17 protein-coding genes are annotated in these 15367 nt (G+C 58.6%); 6 read left to right on the top strand and 11 right to left on the bottom strand.

What is annotated here, in order from left to right; all coding sequences use genetic code 11:
- The first annotated feature begins 146 nt into the window (after positions 1–146).
- Positions 147–539: a hypothetical protein gene (locus AB7245_RS33265; RefSeq protein WP_063981806.1), complete on the top strand. Its 393-nt coding sequence runs from the start codon at positions 147–149 to the stop codon at positions 537–539.
- Positions 540–817: 278 nt separating this feature from the next.
- On the opposite strand, the gene AB7245_RS33270 is transcribed toward AB7245_RS33265, so the two are convergent.
- Positions 818–1081, bottom strand: a complete 264-nt coding sequence (locus AB7245_RS33270) for a hypothetical protein (protein WP_085398219.1) — start codon at positions 1079–1081, stop codon at positions 818–820.
- Positions 1082–1319: 238 nt separating this feature from the next.
- On the opposite strand from AB7245_RS33270, the gene AB7245_RS33275 reads away from it, so the two are divergent.
- Entirely contained in the window at positions 1320–1601 is a 282-nt protein-coding gene (locus tag AB7245_RS33275) for a hypothetical protein (protein ID WP_084795344.1), read from the top strand.
- Here AB7245_RS33275 and AB7245_RS33280 read toward each other — a convergent pair.
- Both AB7245_RS33280 and AB7245_RS33285 read right to left on the bottom strand, forming a co-directional pair.
- Positions 1588–2139 carry a hypothetical protein gene (locus AB7245_RS33280; protein ID WP_063981805.1) on the bottom strand — a complete coding sequence of 184 codons (552 nt, stop codon included), beginning with the start codon at positions 2137–2139 and terminating at the stop codon, positions 1588–1590. The two genes, AB7245_RS33275 and AB7245_RS33280, sit on opposite strands and share 14 nt — an antisense overlap.
- A gap of 27 nt (positions 2140–2166) precedes the next feature.
- Positions 2167–2514 carry a hypothetical protein gene (locus tag AB7245_RS33285; RefSeq protein WP_187387974.1) on the bottom strand — a complete coding sequence of 116 codons (348 nt, stop codon included), beginning with the start codon at positions 2512–2514 and terminating at the stop codon, positions 2167–2169.
- A gap of 607 nt (positions 2515–3121) precedes the next feature.
- On the opposite strand from AB7245_RS33285, the gene AB7245_RS33290 reads away from it, so the two are divergent.
- On the top strand, positions 3122–3334 hold the full coding sequence (locus AB7245_RS33290; protein ID WP_144030618.1) for a hypothetical protein: 213 nt from the start codon (positions 3122–3124) through the stop codon (positions 3332–3334).
- Between the two features lie 268 nt (positions 3335–3602).
- Here AB7245_RS33290 and AB7245_RS33295 read toward each other — a convergent pair whose 3' ends face one another.
- Together AB7245_RS33295 and AB7245_RS33300 are read right to left on the bottom strand one after the other, a co-directional pair.
- Positions 3603–3812 carry a hypothetical protein gene (locus tag AB7245_RS33295; protein ID WP_135216245.1) on the bottom strand — a complete coding sequence of 70 codons (210 nt, stop codon included), beginning with the start codon at positions 3810–3812 and terminating at the stop codon, positions 3603–3605.
- 557 nt (positions 3813–4369) lie between these two features.
- Positions 4370–6130, bottom strand: a complete 1761-nt coding sequence (locus AB7245_RS33300) for a B12-binding domain-containing radical SAM protein (protein ID WP_063981802.1) — start codon at positions 6128–6130, stop codon at positions 4370–4372.
- Positions 6131–6455: 325 nt separating this feature from the next.
- Here AB7245_RS33300 and AB7245_RS33305 point away from each other — a divergent pair, with 325 nt between their 5' ends.
- Together AB7245_RS33305 and AB7245_RS33310 are read left to right on the top strand one after the other, a co-directional pair.
- Positions 6456–7217: an IS5 family transposase gene (locus tag AB7245_RS33305; protein ID WP_063981801.1), complete on the top strand. Its 762-nt coding sequence runs from the start codon at positions 6456–6458 to the stop codon at positions 7215–7217.
- A gap of 278 nt (positions 7218–7495) precedes the next feature.
- On the top strand, positions 7496–8413 hold the full coding sequence (locus AB7245_RS33310; protein WP_063981800.1) for a lipid A biosynthesis lauroyl acyltransferase: 918 nt from the start codon (positions 7496–7498) through the stop codon (positions 8411–8413).
- Here the strand turns inward: AB7245_RS33310 and AB7245_RS33315 are convergent.
- From AB7245_RS33315 to AB7245_RS33340, 6 genes are all read right to left on the bottom strand, one after another.
- Positions 8393–10009 (bottom strand): B12-binding domain-containing radical SAM protein, encoded by a 1617-nt coding sequence (locus tag AB7245_RS33315; RefSeq protein WP_063981799.1) that lies wholly within the window; start codon positions 10007–10009, stop codon positions 8393–8395. The two genes, AB7245_RS33310 and AB7245_RS33315, sit on opposite strands and share 21 nt — an antisense overlap.
- Before the next feature lie 216 nt (positions 10010–10225).
- Positions 10226–10633, bottom strand: coding sequence for a Rap1a/Tai family immunity protein (locus AB7245_RS33320; protein ID WP_071911343.1), 408 nt, complete (start codon positions 10631–10633; stop codon positions 10226–10228).
- Positions 10634–11333: 700 nt separating this feature from the next.
- Positions 11334–12023 carry a hypothetical protein gene (locus AB7245_RS33325; RefSeq protein WP_439035408.1) on the bottom strand — a complete coding sequence of 230 codons (690 nt, stop codon included), beginning with the start codon at positions 12021–12023 and terminating at the stop codon, positions 11334–11336.
- A gap of 88 nt (positions 12024–12111) precedes the next feature.
- Positions 12112–12309: a hypothetical protein gene (locus AB7245_RS33330; RefSeq protein ID WP_071911340.1), complete on the bottom strand. Its 198-nt coding sequence runs from the start codon at positions 12307–12309 to the stop codon at positions 12112–12114.
- Between the two features lie 209 nt (positions 12310–12518).
- Entirely contained in the window at positions 12519–13103 is a 585-nt protein-coding gene (locus tag AB7245_RS33335) for a protein-S-isoprenylcysteine O-methyltransferase (protein WP_063981797.1), read from the bottom strand.
- Between the two features lie 5 nt (positions 13104–13108).
- Positions 13109–14341 (bottom strand): hypothetical protein, encoded by a 1233-nt coding sequence (locus AB7245_RS33340; protein ID WP_439035409.1) that lies wholly within the window; start codon positions 14339–14341, stop codon positions 13109–13111.
- A 266-nt stretch (positions 14342–14607) separates the two neighbouring features.
- Between AB7245_RS33340 and AB7245_RS33345 the strand changes: the two genes are divergently transcribed.
- A complete protein-coding gene (locus AB7245_RS33345; RefSeq protein WP_231142840.1) occupies positions 14608–15249 on the top strand; it encodes an SGNH/GDSL hydrolase family protein in 642 nt (213 codons plus the stop codon).
- Positions 15250–15367 lie beyond the last annotated feature (118 nt).

A 15367-nucleotide genomic window follows, 5' to 3' on the forward strand; every position in this document is an offset into this window, starting at 1 on the left:
TTTGTGCACGGTTGCGTGCATAAACTCCGTGATTCACGTTGAAATTTGGTCACGAGTTAGGTCAAGCCCCTTGATCTTTGTCAATGTCGGCATCAACCGACGGGCCTCCTTAAGCAAAGGGGGCGAGACAGGATAGGAGCAAAACGATGAAGCGGATGATTTTCAGAAATTTTGCAATTGTAACTTCGGTTATCGCCTTTGCGACACTGTTCACCGTTGACTGGTCTGAGCAGCGCGGGATTTCGCTGTCAGTTGAGAGTGCCCAAGCGAGGCGGCTCTATGTCAGCCCGTATCCCTATAGTCACTACATACCCGATCAGTCCGGTCTGCCTTGGTACGCAGTGCGGGCCTACTACGCTGGCGGCCCCTGGTGTGGTGCCGGCGGCACGACCGGGTACGGCACGGCTGTGGGGGTCTTTGGGCGTGCTTCCTACACCTGCTACGACGGTTGGGATAGCTACGCGAAGCTCAATGGCATTGGTTGCACGCCCGGCACCTTGATCAAGGGCGGTGACGGAATCATGTACGTCTGCCAGTAAGCACGCGGACCACAAGGAGAGGCGGCGCAATCGTCGCCTCTTTGAATTCGAAAACGATATCCGACAGCCAGGGTCACGGGCGGACGTTGAGATCGGGGGCCCAACTCGGTCGGCTCGTCACGCGAAACCGGACCACTGCGCCACGCTCGGCCGGGGCCGCCTATGGGCCAATAACCGACATGCAAAGGGAGGCACGCTGCATGGCCGAGAAGTAGTGTTGAATGCTACCGCGGGTCACGAGGTTGGTTACCAAGGCTGGTGGCCCGCAGGCAAATCCTCTATCGACGCACTCCGACGCGATTAACGCCACCATTGGCATTGCCGCCGACGTTATGACGGACTGCAGCGCGCGCAACGGGCCGTGGCCGGAGGGCAACGCCAGCCCGGGCAACGCAACCCACCGGATAGTCGACGTACTGGCAATACACGATCGCGCGGGCCGGTGATGGAGCAAGTGTGGCCCCTGCAAGTCCCAGAAGTGCGCTGGCAGCGATTCCTGTAACCGTCACTGACTTGATCGAAAGTCGCATCTTAGCCTTCATGATGGTCCTCCAAGGGTAGCAAAAGCCGCATTCCTACGGCTTACGATAGCGTGTGCGCGGAGAGATGAGCGACATTGACGTACATCAAGGGTGAGCTGGGCTGTGCGTTAACTCCGTCGAACATTATCCGTGTTTCCTGCCGCCCGTCACCGCGACCTTGATTCAGATCAACCAGCTTCGTGATACCCGCACCAAAATAAGAGACCGACTGGGCTAGGGCGATTAGTTGGTGCGTGCGATGACGCCGACTTGGTATGTCACCTTCGAGGTTCGTAAACGCGGCACGCTGCCGAAGCAGCGGAGCCCTCGGGAAACAAGGACCTTCGCTACGGAAGCAGAGGCCAAGGCATTCGTTCGTGCAAAGCTCGACGAAGGTCTCGTAGTATTTGCGGGCACGATCAATCCGCACGTCCCCAAGCAACTCATTCCGTCGTCCCGCATCCAAGCTTGGCTTGTCGATGAACAATGGAACGCTGAGCGAGATACAGGTCCCGACCGGACGCCGATCACCAGGTTCTGAAGCCGAACCAGCCGAACTGCCCTTGTCGTGCCGCCAGAAGCATCTGCGGCTGGACGTTTCGCCTCGGTCGAGCCGCAACATGCAACATCTTGCGTTGTCGCTTGCGATCGACGGTTTCAGGCGGGCGTGTATCCTGTTTCGGCAGCATCGCGAAAGAATTCGCCACCGCCGGGCTCTGTCTGACGGTAACGGGCGGTTCGGCCACATCCGATGAAGTTGCGACCTCGGTCGCCTCGGCCACGGGCGCAGCGGCGACGATCACCGGCGACTGGGTATCGAAGACAATACGCTCGGGCCATTTGCGATCTGAGTGGATACGTATGGCCGGCCGGTCCGCAGCCGCCTGATCGACGGTCGGGGCCCTCGGCAGCCAATAATCTGCAACAAAGAGCAGTGCGAGCAACACTGCTCCGACCTTCCAGAAATATGCCGCCAGTGGCATGCCGGTCGCTCCGGTGCGCCCCCGAAACATTGACCTGGGCTCTACGTCGTCTGTTACCTGCAGCAAGATGGCCACGAGCTGCTTGATATAGATCAAGCGCGTTCGATCGCTCGCGAACGCGCTCTAACTGCAGCCGGTAATGCGCGCAACTGCCTTCATGTACTTGAGATGAAGTGCGGCGTCACCTCCGTCTGACGGAGAGTTGCGAGCGGTCAGGCGATCCGAATTCAAACAGGTCTCAAGATCGAACCTGATATGCGAGCACCATCCCAGGGCGCTCTTCTCTGCCTCTTCCTTGGAGGGGCCAAACCCCACAAAGGTCTGAACGTGCCCGGCCTCGCCGTCGGCCGTCGATACGAGATTGATTTCCGAGATGTAGAAGGACGAACACTGGGCGGCCTGGGGCTCGGCGCGTGTCCCCTGGATCACCCCGAGAGCGACAATGGTCGTCATGAGGACGGCTCGCTTCATTTTCACCTCCGACAAAGCGAATCCATTGCGGCTATCCATCTGATCGCGACAACTTCATTCGGCGTGCGTTGCCCGCTGTGTGCCCCCCGAACATCGGACCTGGCTGTCCGATCGGGCAAGCCAACCAACGCCAATCGCCGCTCAGGGACTTGAGATAGATCAAGCTCGGCCCGACGAGGGGACGCAGGTTTCGATAGGGTCTGGTTGCCAAGGTGACAGATAATGAGTGACCGGATCTCCGCAGTCCTCTTTGCGTTGGCCTTTGCTTTGGAAATGGGTGGAGCGACCGGCGGCTTAAATTGAAATATTTGTTCATGGTCGTTTACCGCTGCGCGAGGTCGGCGGAGGAATCGATCACAAATTCCGGCCCGCGCTCGTCACGCGCCGTTGCGCGTGTACGCGCCATCGGCGGCTAAAATTCTATTCACAGTCCGGAGAGAGGTTTTCAACGGCTTTGCGAAACGCGGCCGGTTGCCGACATCAGCATCACGCCGATCGACGAAGCGTGATTGCGCCACCCCTGCGCGAGGGGAATGCCAACGCCTAACTGTCATTCATGTCAATGGACAGCACGCGCATCGTGCACGCCAGTAAACAAGAGGATACCATGACCAGCTTCAAAGTTTTGGGCGCAGCGCTCGTTTTTTCCGCGCTCCTTGCGACGCCCGCCTCGGCATGGGAACCCGCCGCGGCATTAGCCGCGGACCCGACCTTCTCCATCTATTCGGGCATGCGTGGCGACATCAATTCGGGCATGCATGCAGTACGGCCACATCGCGGAAATCATACCACCGGCGTCAAGCGCTTTCGATCGCGCTGATCGCCCGGATACCAAACCTGCACCAATCTTGTCCGCTATGCCCGACTGAGCAGACTTTAACGGGAGCCGCCGCCACTTGCGCTCCTTTCAGATCATTCCAATTAGGATGAAAAGATCGACCTCTGTCAGGAAAGTGGCACTCATAATGGCGACCGTAAGGAACGCGTCGCCCGCTGGTAGAGGGGTCATAGCATGCCTCGCGCGCTGCGACGACTGGAACCGGTTCTGGCTCTCTGCCCGCGCCAACACCCTTGCCTATCGCGCTCCGTTAATAAACACCACGCCGCACGGCGCGACGCGTATAGCGGTAATCGCGACGGTCGACACGACGCGCCGTCACGCGGGCGCGCCGGTACGTGACGGCCTGCGCTTGATCAACGCTTAACTCCACGCCGCGCGGTGTCACCTGCGGCGAGACCGGAATGATCGCCAACATCACTGCTGCAAACAGCAGTCCGACAATCGAGGAGACTCTCATTGCACCTACTCCCTATTGTCCACCATGGCCGTGTCACCAACAAAAGCTGTCTGGTCTGTGTGCCTATTTGTCTTGTCGGCCTGAGATCGCCCTATTCCGCCAGGATAGAGCGCGAGAGGCTCCAACTGAGGTCGCCTTAGGGCCTGTTCCGGCAGAGAGAACCAAGCCGCCTAAGAGTGCATCGTCTCTTTCTGCGGCTCCATATCGGAGCTTGCAGCATTGGGGCACGAAAAGGTCGCGCAGGATGTTCCTTTTTATACACCCCGGTTGATTTTCTTGCGGCCAGCCGCCGTTGCTGCGCGGCGAAATAACAGCCATCACGAGCAGGCGCGGCTTCCGGTTTGGGTCATGAGCGGCGGTTTGGAAGTCGGCCAGTCACTTCCGGTCTACCCCAATAAGCTGACGATTTCAGAGCCAAGCCGGACTTCGCGTGAGGACCAAAAGCCGAAGTGGATGTTTTGGGGCTGTTCGCTGCAAACGGACGTCGCTTGTCCGTGAATCCGTGAGGATACGATGGTTCGCGGCGACTCGAGAAATCAACTAACGCGAGTTGGCAACTACCGCACGGCCAACTTAGGTTTCTGCGCCTCTTCGATATGTCGCCGCTGATCGAGAAATGCCTGGCTGGACCGGGTCTTGTACAAGTCCAGATTCTCGGTCTCGTCGGGCAGCAGTGTGATCGCCTCATCGACATAGGTGAGCCGGTGCGGATCCGACTTGACCTTGCGCGCCAGCCGGTGGAGGCGCAGCGCTAGCGATGCCCATTGCGCGGCCTTCACGACGGTCTCGGCGGCATAGCGCGGATAGAACGACCAGGCCGGCTCGACCGGCAGATGCGGACGCCGCTCGTCGCGGCTCTTGAGCCGCAGCACCCCCCCTTCGAGCGGATGGACCCGCTCGATGGGATGGTAGCCTTTGAAATAAAGCGCGTAGGTCCCGATCTTGCCGACATTGTTGCCCATGGCCGCGGCACGCCGCATCAGGGTCTCGATGTGCTCCCAGCTGTAATAGGTGTTCCAGGCGAGCTCACAGGCCCGCTCCCAGTCCGCCTTGGACATGGCGGGGTGGTCGACCGTGACGTGGTCCAGGTCGTATTTGTTGAGGTCCGTATCCATCGCGACGCCCTTCATATAGAGCGTCTTGTGATCCTCCGAGCCCGGCAGTGGTGTCAGGAAGAAGAACTCCAGCATGTCGATCGGCAGCTCATGCTTGACGATCTCGATGTCGCGAACGATCGATTCCGGTGTGTCGTTGGGAAAGCCCAGAATGTAGCCGCCGACGGTCATGATCCTGGCCTTCTTCCAGGCCAGCATCATCTCGCGATAGTCGGTGATCTTGTTCTGCCGCTTCTTGGCGCCGAGCAGACTGTCCGGGTTGATGTTTTCGAGGCCGATAAAGCATCGCCGGACGCCGGCCTTGGCGCATTTCTCGATGAAGTTCGGTAGCTTGTGGCAAAGCGTGTCGACCTGGATCGTGAAGCGAAGGTCCCAGCCCTCCTTCTCGCGCAGCGCGATGATGCGGTCGAGCAGGCTTTCCCAATCCTTGTTGCGCGCAAAATTGTCGTCGGTGAGGAAGAAGGCGAAGACGCCCTGGGCGACGTTGGCGCGGATCACGGCCTCGATGTCGTCGGCGCTGCGGCGTCGCGACTTGCGGCCCTGCACGTTGATGATGGTGCAGAACGAGCACTGGAACGGGCAGCCACGCCCGGCGTCGAAGCTCGTGGTGTGGCCGATAACCCGCCGGATCTGCTGGCGGGGAATGATCGGCAATGGCTGGCTCTCCAGGTGCGGCAGATCGTCGATGTAGTTGTAGAGAGGCTGCAATCGCCCGGCGGCCGCGTCCTGCAACAGCTCCTCCAGCCGTCCCTCGGCCTCGCCTGCGAAGACCGACACACCGAGGTCCATCATCTCCTGAACGCCGGGATCGCGCTCCGGCAGCATCGAGAGGGTGCCGGACACATGGAAGCCGCCGATCGCAACGTGGATTCCGAGCTTGCGAAACCGTCTCGCCAGATCAAGCGATCGGGGAAACTGATTGGACTGGACTCCGACCAGCATCACCATACCGGAATCCGCGGCCTTGATTGCGCGCGCCAGATCCGCGACACGCACCTTCCAGTTGGTCTCATCGATGGCGTCGATCTCGATGTCGAAATCGGGCCCGAGAACCTGGCGTTCACGACAATCGAGCGCGATGCCGTAAAGGCAGGCCAATGAGTTCGAAGGCAGGCCGCCGCGCCACCATCGAATGACGTAGCCATCGTCGTCGTAATGTGACGGCTTGATCAGAACAAGCCGGAAACTCCTGCTCTTGCTCATAAGCAAGGGGTAGCTCGATGTCGGTCATAGGCCAACTGCTTTCCGCGAGGTCCTCGCAAAAAACGACGAACTGTGGCACGAACAACATCCTATCCGAGTACCTCGGCTAACCGCACACGGCGCAATCGCATGTTCGGCACAAATTGGGGTGCGCAGTCGCCAGCTAGTCATGCGCCAGACGTCCGTTCCGGGTCAAACTCGACAAAACTCAGAGTGAGCATAATGCGTCCGCTTTCGGGCACATCGCGGCCATCCCGTCGGCTGGCGCCCATTGAGCCTGACTGCCGAGCCATGATTCAAATCCCCTAACGAAGGGGGCCGAATCATGCGCTACGAACTCTCCGACGAGGAATGGACTGCCATCAGGCCGATGCTGCCCAACAAGCCGCGCGGCGTACCGCGGGTGAATGACCGTCGCGTCCTCAATGGCATCTTCTGGGTGCTACGATCCGGGGCGCCATGGCGCGATCTACCAGACGCCTTCGGCCCGTATACCACTTGCTACAATCGCTTCGTTCGTTGGCGACGAGCAGGTGTGTGGGCGGCGATTATGAAGGCCTTGGCAGCCGCTCACGATGCCGCTGTGCAAATGATCGACACGTCGATTGTCCGCGTGCATCAACATGGAGCCTGCATCGACCGGAATAAAAGACAATGCATGGGGCGATCACGGGGCGGGTTGACCAGTAAGATTCATGCGGTCGTGGATACAAACGGCCTACCGGTCCGAGTTGCGCTGACGCCTGGGGAAGCCCACGACAATCGGCTTGCTGGAAAACTCTTGTCTCGCATGAAGCCTGGATCGATGCTGCTGGCGGACCGTGGCTACGACGCCGATTGGATTAGAGAACTTGCGATCAAGAAAGGAGCATGGGCCAACATCCCGCCGAAAAGCAATCGCAGCGAACCGATCTGCTTCAGTCCCTACCTGTATCGCGCTCGCAATCGAGTTGAGCGGTTCTTCAACAGGATCAAGCAATGTCGTCGGGTAGCGACGCGCTACGACAAACTTGCCGCCAATTACCTTGCCTTCGTGCAACTCGCGTCAATCAGGCTATGGCTCGGCGCTAATGAGTCCACGTCCTAGCGAGGACCCGAGCTCCGAAGTATCGCTTCGGCTGCTCACGTCTCAATCGGCTTCGGAGCTGATGTCGCGATTGGACTGCACCCCACGCCTGGGTACGCTCATTGTTACGCGCGAAGCACTCGATCGAACCCGCACGATTCATCCTCCGTTGCAGGCGAACTCGAGAGGCGCGCCCTGCGCAACTCGTCGGTGTCTTTGATCGCATCGCGTATCGGTGGCATGATGATGCGCGCTGAAGCCCGTGGAAGCCGAAATTGTAAGCCAAGGTTGTCGTTGCAATGCGGACCAGGCTCCAACTTCGCGACGTGACCAAGCCCCTGGGCCAAGCGGCGGTGGGCGCGTTGACGATCGGAATACTGCGTGCCGCTCGCCATTTCGATCCAACCAAGACCGCCAACTTATTCGCTCGGATCACTCGCTCAATCGGGCCCATGATGCGGGAGCAAAAGATCGGTCGAGCCAATCTAACCGCCGCATTTCCGGAAAAATCGCCTGCAGAGATCGAGACCATTCTCGCAGGCGTCTGGGACAATCTCGGTCGAGTCGGCGCCGAATTCGCGCATCTTGATCACATCTGGAACTATGATCCCGCACGGCCCAAAGCTAGCTGCATCGAAATCGACAGGCGCTCATATGAATTGTTTACGCAGCTGCGGCTCGACGGCAAACCGGCGCTGATCTTTGCGAGTCATCTCGCTAACTGGGAACTTCCGGCCCTGGCAGCCGTCGCGCACGGGTCGGATACTGCGATCCTGTATCGCCGACCCAACATCGCGTCCGCCGACCGCATCATCCAGGATATGCGCGCCGTGAAAATGGGCACGCTCATTCCCGCGGGTCGTGATGCGCCCCTAAGACTTGCCGAGGCCCTTAAAAGTGGCCAGCACGTTGGAATGCTGGTCGACCAGTATCTGACCAACGGCGTCGAGGTTACTTTCTTCGGCCGCAAGACCAGGGCCAATCCGATGCTTGCGCGACTGCTGCGGCAGATTGAGTGCCCGATTCATGGTGTGCGCGTCATCCGTCTGCCCGGACAGCGCTTTCGTGGCGAACTGTCTGAAGAAGTGAAGCCGGTCCGCGATGCCGCCGGACAAATTGACATTCAGGGAACGATGCAGGCGGTCACATCGGTCATCGAGGGCTGGATCCGCGAATATCCCGATCAGTGGCTGTGGCTACACCGTCGCTGGAGGTAGCACTTGACTGACTGCGGTAGCCCTTAGTGGAGGTACATGGTCCAGCTCGGCAATGCGGCGGTCAATCTCGCCGATCACGCGTTCCGAGAACGGCCCGAGGTGCATGTACAACGCCATCAGCATCACGATGTACCGTAGCGCGCCCGGATTGGTCTCCGCGACTTCGACGAAGGTCTTCCAGAACGGCTCGCGAACCTTCGGCAGGGCCCGCATGATCTTGTGTACGCTGTCGATGCCGCCAAGCCTCTTGCGCACGTCGCCATCCGGCAGGTCGCGGCGTCGGTCGGACCGGTCGAGCATGGCGGCGAGACGCGACAGCCGTCCTGCATATGCTGCCGGACTGTAGACGTGCCCGAGCACAGCCTTGTAATCGGCAAGGATGTCACGAAGCGGACGCTTAGTATCGAAATTGCATCCGAGCGTGCACTGATCGCCCGTCTGCTCGACATTCATGAGGTCATGGCCCTGGTGCAAGCGGCCTTCCGCGGCCAACCGCCGTGTAAGCTGTGTCCCAGGCAGCGCATAAAGCAGTCCAACGATGGAGACTGGAATGCTCGCCTCCTCGATGAGGTCGGCCATCGCCTGTCCTATCGAGGCCTTTTCGCTATCGAACCCGACGATGAAGCCAGCGGTGACGAACATGCCGTAGCCGTAAATCTTGTGAATGCACTCGGCGATGTTGCGCCTGGTGTTCTGCTTCTTCTTCATCTGCACGAGCGTCTCGGGATCCGGGCTCTCGATGCCGACGAAGATCGCGAAGAAGTTCGCATCCTTCATTGCCTGCAACAACTCGCTGTCGTCCGCGATGTTGATCGAGGCTTCGGTTGAGAACTCGAATGGATAGTCGTGCTCCTCCAGCCAGGCTTTGAGCCGCGGCATCAGGGTGCGGAGGTTCTTCTTGTTGCCGATGAAATTGTCGTCGACGAAATCGACATGCCCGCGATAACCGTGATCGTAGAGCGCCTGCAACTCTGCGAGAATCTGATCGTTGGTCTTGGTACGCGGCACGCGACCATATAGCTCGATAATATCGCAGAACTCGCAAGTGAACGGGCAGCCACGCGAATACTGCAAGCCGATGTATAGATAGTGATCGAAGTTGAGCAGATCGTAGCGAGGCATGGGGCTCAGCGTGACATCTATCGTGAATTTCTCGGCGATGAACACGCCCTTGCGTTCGCCGCTTTCCCAGGCGGCGATGAACTGCTCGATGACCTGCTCGGCCTCGCCGATCACCTGGAAGTCCGCGTCCGCGTAAAGATGCGGGCTGGAGGAGACGTCCGGCCCACCAACACATACCGGCTTGCCGCGCAGGTGGGCGAGATCGATCAGATAGATGGCATCAGGCTGCTGGTTGAGCATACCGCCGATCATCACAAGATCGGCCCAGTCGAGGTCCGCATCTGTCAACGCCTCGGTATTGCGGTTGACGAGCCGGATGTCCCAATGCTTCGGCAACATAGCGGCGACGGTGATCAGGCCGAGTGGCGCCGTTGGATACTTCGCGCCGACGAGTTCGCAGGCCTCCGCATAGTTCCAAAACGAATTCGGAACGAACTTCGGATAGATCATCAGGACGCGGCAGGGGATTGTCATGCTGTTCCAGCCCGGGCGTTGATGGCACAATGCCCCGCTGTTGATCGGGGCTCAAGGGGTCGCTTCGCTCGTCGATAAGGCGTTTGAGTGCTGGTTATGGAGGTGAGCACTGCGGTTCAGCTCGCGCACCTCGGCAGTAGTGCATTGCGAATCAATCAGGTCGGACGCGAACATCGCGGACCGTAAGGCTAGTATTAGTATCAGCAGATACGCGTTCTAATTGGATTTTTTTGGGGCACGCTTTTTCGGTCCAGTTCCGGCACCGTCCCCACGGCAGGGCCAAGCATCCCTGAATGCTTCGATCGCGACGGTGATCCCCGGTTCATTCACTCGATCCGGATTGTTATCAAGATACTGCAGAAAAACCTTCGCACTTTGCAAAGGGCTGCCTTGCGCGGGGGGGCATGCACGCACGTCAGCGGGCAGATTTGGTGAAAAGAGCATCGCGGTCTCGATCATTCCCTCACATGCGCCTGCGGACCGAGCTTCGTCCTGATTGCGAAGCGAGTTCTTGACAAGCAGCTCGCAAGACTTTTGCGCGTCGGTTCCCTTATCGACAACCGTGGCACTGGCCTTCCCGATGATCGCTAGGATAAGGCCGGCAACAATCATATGGACCCGCATCCACGTCCCCCGAATACCCGGCGCGATAGCTTGCAGGCATTGAGTATGCCGCAATAGAGCGGCCGCCCGCGCCGTTCCAGGCGGCTCAGACGGCTTAGCTCAAAAAAAGCGTCTGATCCACCGCGCTCGAATAGGAGCGAAGTGAACTCACCTCTTCCATTTCCACAAAGCTAAAAGAGCCCTTGTCGACTTGACAACACGCAGCTTTACGCGCCGTGACCGCCGCAAAGGTCGGCTACACCGCGATCATGATCGCGAATCAACATCGGCGGCGACAAGCGTGCTGATGGTACAGATCTCGATCCGGCGCGGAGAGCATCTATTATCCTGCCGTGTACGCGACGTGCACTGGTCGATTGATGTCGATGCTCGGCCTCGACGCAGAACCATTGCCTAAGCGGTGATCTTCGTCTGCGACGACAAGTTCTGCGAACCTTCCTCAACTACGCCAAGGAGGACTTCACCCTCAGAACGGTTTCCAACAAGAGCTTAGCCACGACCAAGCGGAGGTGGAGCTGCCTTGCAGCGCAGCGCCACGGACGTTCCATGATCTCCCGGCCTATTCATCAACCAGGCGAGGCAGCGCACGAAGGTTGGTCGTATCGAACCGCATCCTCAAAGAACAAGCTCGCTTGAATTTCTTGAAGACCTCACACCCATCCAGACGCAAGGAAGAGTGGATGAACTCAATCCGAGGATTTTAGCCTCGACCTGGTTCAAGCTGCACCGTTTTTCGTCCCCCGTTCAGCTCTCTGAGTTTGTTGACGTATTCCTCAGGCTTTAGCAGATGAAACGGAGCGTTGAGGCCCATGAACGTCGCTATGCGGCCGATAAAGGCAGTACAGTTTGTCGTTGCTGCATTCCAGAGCGGCGAAGACTCCTGCTGGCGCTTGATATAAGCAAAGACCTTCTTGGCGTCCGCCTCAGACAAATAGACACGATAGCTGGCCGTCAGATATTGCTCGTCAAGATCACCGTAGGTCGCACCCGTCTCAGAAGGGACAAACATAATGTGTCCCAGGATATAGGGCACCTCGTCGCCGGCCGGAGCCAGACCAGCGACCTCGACCTGCTTTTCGCCCGTCTTTCCGTACCAGACGAATGCATGACCGTACGTTGCCGCCGTGCGGGCACGAAAATCAACGTAGTAGGGACCCGTGGCGGCAGCTCTTCGAGCTGGCTTTACATCGGATATCGCCGGCGTAGCAGCAGCCATGGTCGCTGCATGCTTCATCGCCGAACTGGGGAGAGCGTCCCGTTGCTGCTGGTCGGTACGCGCCACGAGTGGTTGCGCGCTACTGATCCCGGCCCCCAAGCCTACAAAGGCCGCCAGCATGGCGGCCTTTGCAAGAAGCCCCAGACCCGGATATTTCCGAATCACTTCCGCCATCTTCGAATCCTCTTGGATCCAAGATCCGATGCCACAGGTAATCTGCTACCCCAAACGAACGCCGCTGGCGTACGAATGAATAGTCAGATCAACCCTTGGTCACCAACGGAGCCGGGGCAGCGACCGGGTATTTGCCCACGGGGCTCTTACCCACGGGATATTTGCCGATCGGAGCTTTGCCAACCGGCGCCGCGACGGCAACCGGCTGAGGCCGTGGCAGGTCCGCAGCAGCTGCGGTTCCCACGAAAGCCAAAGAAGCGATTCCAAGGACAACGAATTTCAACATCGGTTCTCACCATTGTTCGGAACGATTGGATTCACCTGACACGCATAGGAATAACCCGACACTCGCCACGGCACCAACGAATAGACCGGGGAGTCCGCGGTTCCGACCGCTTTTTCTGCCGCATGTTGCGGAAATGGCACGCAAATTGAGGCATCTGGTTCCAAATCAGTCTCGTGGGTACCACAGGTCGAGACGTGCCGGGACCTACCTCAGAGTATCCACGGGAAGACCCGACCGGTCCGCGCCATATAATCGCGATAGCTGTCGCCAAACGTCTGCAACATCATTCGCTCTTCCCTTGCGACGCGGCCAAAGAACAAGATCCCGAAGCCGGCAAGGCCCGCGAAACCGGCGATCCAATTCGGCAGCAGCAATGCCTGGGCGATGGCCCACAGCCAAAATGCCGAATACATCGGGTGTCGAACTCTCCGGTAAATCCCTTCCGTCACAAGCTCATGGTTCTCCCGCACGTCGAGACTTATCGACCAATTCCGGCCGAGTGCACGGTGTGTCAGGTGAAACACGCCCAAAGCCGCAATCGCAAAGAAAGACCCCAGCCAAGCCAACCAGGGATAAAAACTGTGATCTGCGAAACGAGGCATTCCTGTCGCTACGTAGGCGAGCGGCACAAGTCCGAGTCCCGAAAGAGATATGAGCAGGAGCGCAGTTTCCAGGGGGCCGCGAGCGCTCCGCACAACCCTCGCACGGCGGGAACGCCGCGCGTACTTATAGCGTATGAGGTACCAGCCGATCACCAACGCAACGAAGATGACTTTTGAAATGGTGGGCGTCATTTGAATCAGGCTGCCGCGCCCGGATTTCCCAGCAGTTCGCTTTCCGACACCGGCGCGCCCGCAACAAGGCCTCCGTCGTCAGCGATCATCGACACAGCGCCATCCGGGGCGAGCGTCTGGGATTTGGCTGAAATAGGTCCGCATGTGAGCATGAAGTAGTCGTACGATGTTCGCCTGTCATTTCCACTGACGAACTGGCAGTGCACGCGGAAGAAATTGAAGCGGATGCGTTGATACATGTCGTCGTTAAGCATTCGACTAATCTTCACGACCCTGACGGTCGCCTCGTTTTCTGTCGACAAGCCCATTTCGGCCATCGGCCGGCATTTGTAAAAATTCAACGCGTCCGTGAGGGCCTGATAGTCGCCCCAGAAGATCGCGCGGGAATCGGCGACGCGTTCCACCGCCCTGCGAAAGCGCACTGCCTTTGGGTGCAGGCCGATCTTGAGTATGGATGATCCAACGCTCAAGAATGTGACGGGAATCTTTTTCCGACCGAGCGCAGGGTCCCGCTTCAAGGCGCGATCAAGTAGATCAACCGCTAGTACGGCGCCAAGGCTGTGCCCTACGACCACAATTTCGTCTGCGGCAGAGTTGCTCGCCGCAACCACGAGCTCGGCGGCCAACCTGTCCAGCCTCTGCTCTATCTCCGAATTACCGAATCGAATGTACTCGCAAGAGAAAATCCAATCGTCGAACAAGTCGCCCAGGTGCAGCCAGCGCCACGGACCCGCCAACACGGCTGCGAGCCCGAAGAGGCCGCCACCGGTAGCAATGGGAATTGATCCAGTGATCTTGAATGCAGCCACGCCAATCAAAAAGGCGGCAGCGATGAGCAATCCGAACGCGACAAATGGATAGAGAAAGAAAAGTGCGTAGCGCCAATTGGTCTGCAAGTAACGCCAAAGAGTGCCGGTCAGAACGAAATCCAGAAACGCAAGAATGCCGACGGAAATGCGTGAGCCGATGCTTCGCCCCCCGAACACTTCAATTACATCGTGCCATCGGACCAGACGGTAATCGGTTTCGACGAGCCAATCGGGGCCGATTGTCGTCACGTTCCATTGTATCTGGTCGGCGGAATCATGCGAACCGTCGACGGTCGCTTTCACTGACCAAGTACGTTGGAACCTCGCAATTTCGCGCACAAAGCGTCGTTGCGCGCTGGCATGCGACGTGATTGGATCATAGCCGCCGATATGGAATACCAACCGTTTCGCTACAGGCTTGCCGGACATTGCCTTATTCCCGGACTCATACGTGCTGCTCGCTCCCCACGCGTCAATCGACCTGCAATCAAAAACAGACGTTTGAAGCCAAGGGTTGTCAAGAGAGAATCGACCAGTTATTGGGGAACATGGGTCGATTTGTTCTACCATGCGTAAGCCGAACCGCTCGAACAATAGCGTCGATCGGTGCTGCTGTGATTGTCGGTTTGTCCAGCACAGCGCCCTCTCAAGCGCAGGACGGGGCATCATCTGGCGAGAGATGCCTTGCTGCAAATTTGGATGTTTCGCTGGGCGCACAATTGCCCCGCACGGCGGCGCGTTTGAGATCTGGTGAGCCGCTAAAGATTGTCGCGATCGGATCATCGTCGACGGTGGGGCTCTGGGTACTTCGGTCCGCGGCCACATATCCGCAGGTGATGCGCCGAGAACTCTCGAGGCTTAGATCCAATGCAACGATCGAGGTCATCAACAGCGGTCGAGTCGGCGATACGATTCCGAACAACATCGCGCGGTTCGAGCGTGACGTTTTCGCGCACACGCCTGATCTCGTTATCTGGCAATTAGGTACTAATGACGTCGCCTGGGGTGGCCGGCCGGACCAAGGGCTCAAAAGAAGCGTTGTTGAAGGGGTAAGGGCACTTAAGGCGGGGTCTGCCGATGTCGTGCTGATGGATCTGCAATATGCGCCACAGGTGCTCGCTTCCGCTAGCTACTCAACGATGGAGGGCATCATCGCCGATGCCGCGAAGCAGGAACGGGTCGGCCTATTCTCTCGTTTTGCGCTGATGCGTAACTCGATCAATGCCGGAGTTGCGCAAAGCGAGCTTGTAACGTGGGACGGATTGCACAATACCGCCGATGGTTATGATTGCATTGGACGAGCCCTTGCCCGAGCCATCTCAACGAGCGCGCGTTGAGAGGCCCTAGCTCAGGCGAATCGAAGGCTGCGGGCTCGCAAGAGTTTGGGCACCGGCCGTGACAGCGATGCCGAGCGTGCAGATGCCCACCAACGCGAACAAAGACCAATTATCGTCG

It is taken from the genome of Bradyrhizobium sp. 604_D8_N2_3, from assembly GCF_051810765.1.
GTDB lineage: Bacteria > Pseudomonadota > Alphaproteobacteria > Rhizobiales > Xanthobacteraceae > Bradyrhizobium > Bradyrhizobium barranii.

Coding starts and splice junctions, on each gene's coding strand:
- AB7245_RS33265 (WP_063981806.1), top strand. CDS start 147: ATGAAGCGGATGATTTTCAGAAATTTTGCAATTGTAACTTCGGTTATC.
- AB7245_RS33270 (WP_085398219.1), bottom strand. CDS start 1,081: ATGAAGGCTAAGATGCGACTTTCGATCAAGTCAGTGACGGTTACAGGA.
- AB7245_RS33275 (WP_084795344.1), top strand. CDS start 1,320: ATGACGCCGACTTGGTATGTCACCTTCGAGGTTCGTAAACGCGGCACG.
- AB7245_RS33285 (WP_187387974.1), bottom strand. CDS start 2,514: ATGAAGCGAGCCGTCCTCATGACGACCATTGTCGCTCTCGGGGTGATC.
- AB7245_RS33290 (WP_144030618.1), top strand. CDS start 3,122: ATGACCAGCTTCAAAGTTTTGGGCGCAGCGCTCGTTTTTTCCGCGCTC.
- AB7245_RS33295 (WP_135216245.1), bottom strand. CDS start 3,812: ATGAGAGTCTCCTCGATTGTCGGACTGCTGTTTGCAGCAGTGATGTTG.
- AB7245_RS33300 (WP_063981802.1), bottom strand. CDS start 6,130: ATGAGCAAGAGCAGGAGTTTCCGGCTTGTTCTGATCAAGCCGTCACAT.
- AB7245_RS33305 (WP_063981801.1), top strand. CDS start 6,456: ATGCGCTACGAACTCTCCGACGAGGAATGGACTGCCATCAGGCCGATG.
- AB7245_RS33310 (WP_063981800.1), top strand. CDS start 7,496: ATGCGGACCAGGCTCCAACTTCGCGACGTGACCAAGCCCCTGGGCCAA.
- AB7245_RS33315 (WP_063981799.1), bottom strand. CDS start 10,009: ATGACAATCCCCTGCCGCGTCCTGATGATCTATCCGAAGTTCGTTCCG.
- AB7245_RS33320 (WP_071911343.1), bottom strand. CDS start 10,633: ATGCGGGTCCATATGATTGTTGCCGGCCTTATCCTAGCGATCATCGGG.
- AB7245_RS33325 (WP_439035408.1), bottom strand. CDS start 12,023: ATGGCGGAAGTGATTCGGAAATATCCGGGTCTGGGGCTTCTTGCAAAG.
- AB7245_RS33330 (WP_071911340.1), bottom strand. CDS start 12,309: ATGTTGAAATTCGTTGTCCTTGGAATCGCTTCTTTGGCTTTCGTGGGA.
- AB7245_RS33335 (WP_063981797.1), bottom strand. CDS start 13,103: ATGACGCCCACCATTTCAAAAGTCATCTTCGTTGCGTTGGTGATCGGC.
- AB7245_RS33340 (WP_439035409.1), bottom strand. CDS start 14,341: ATGTCCGGCAAGCCTGTAGCGAAACGGTTGGTATTCCATATCGGCGGC.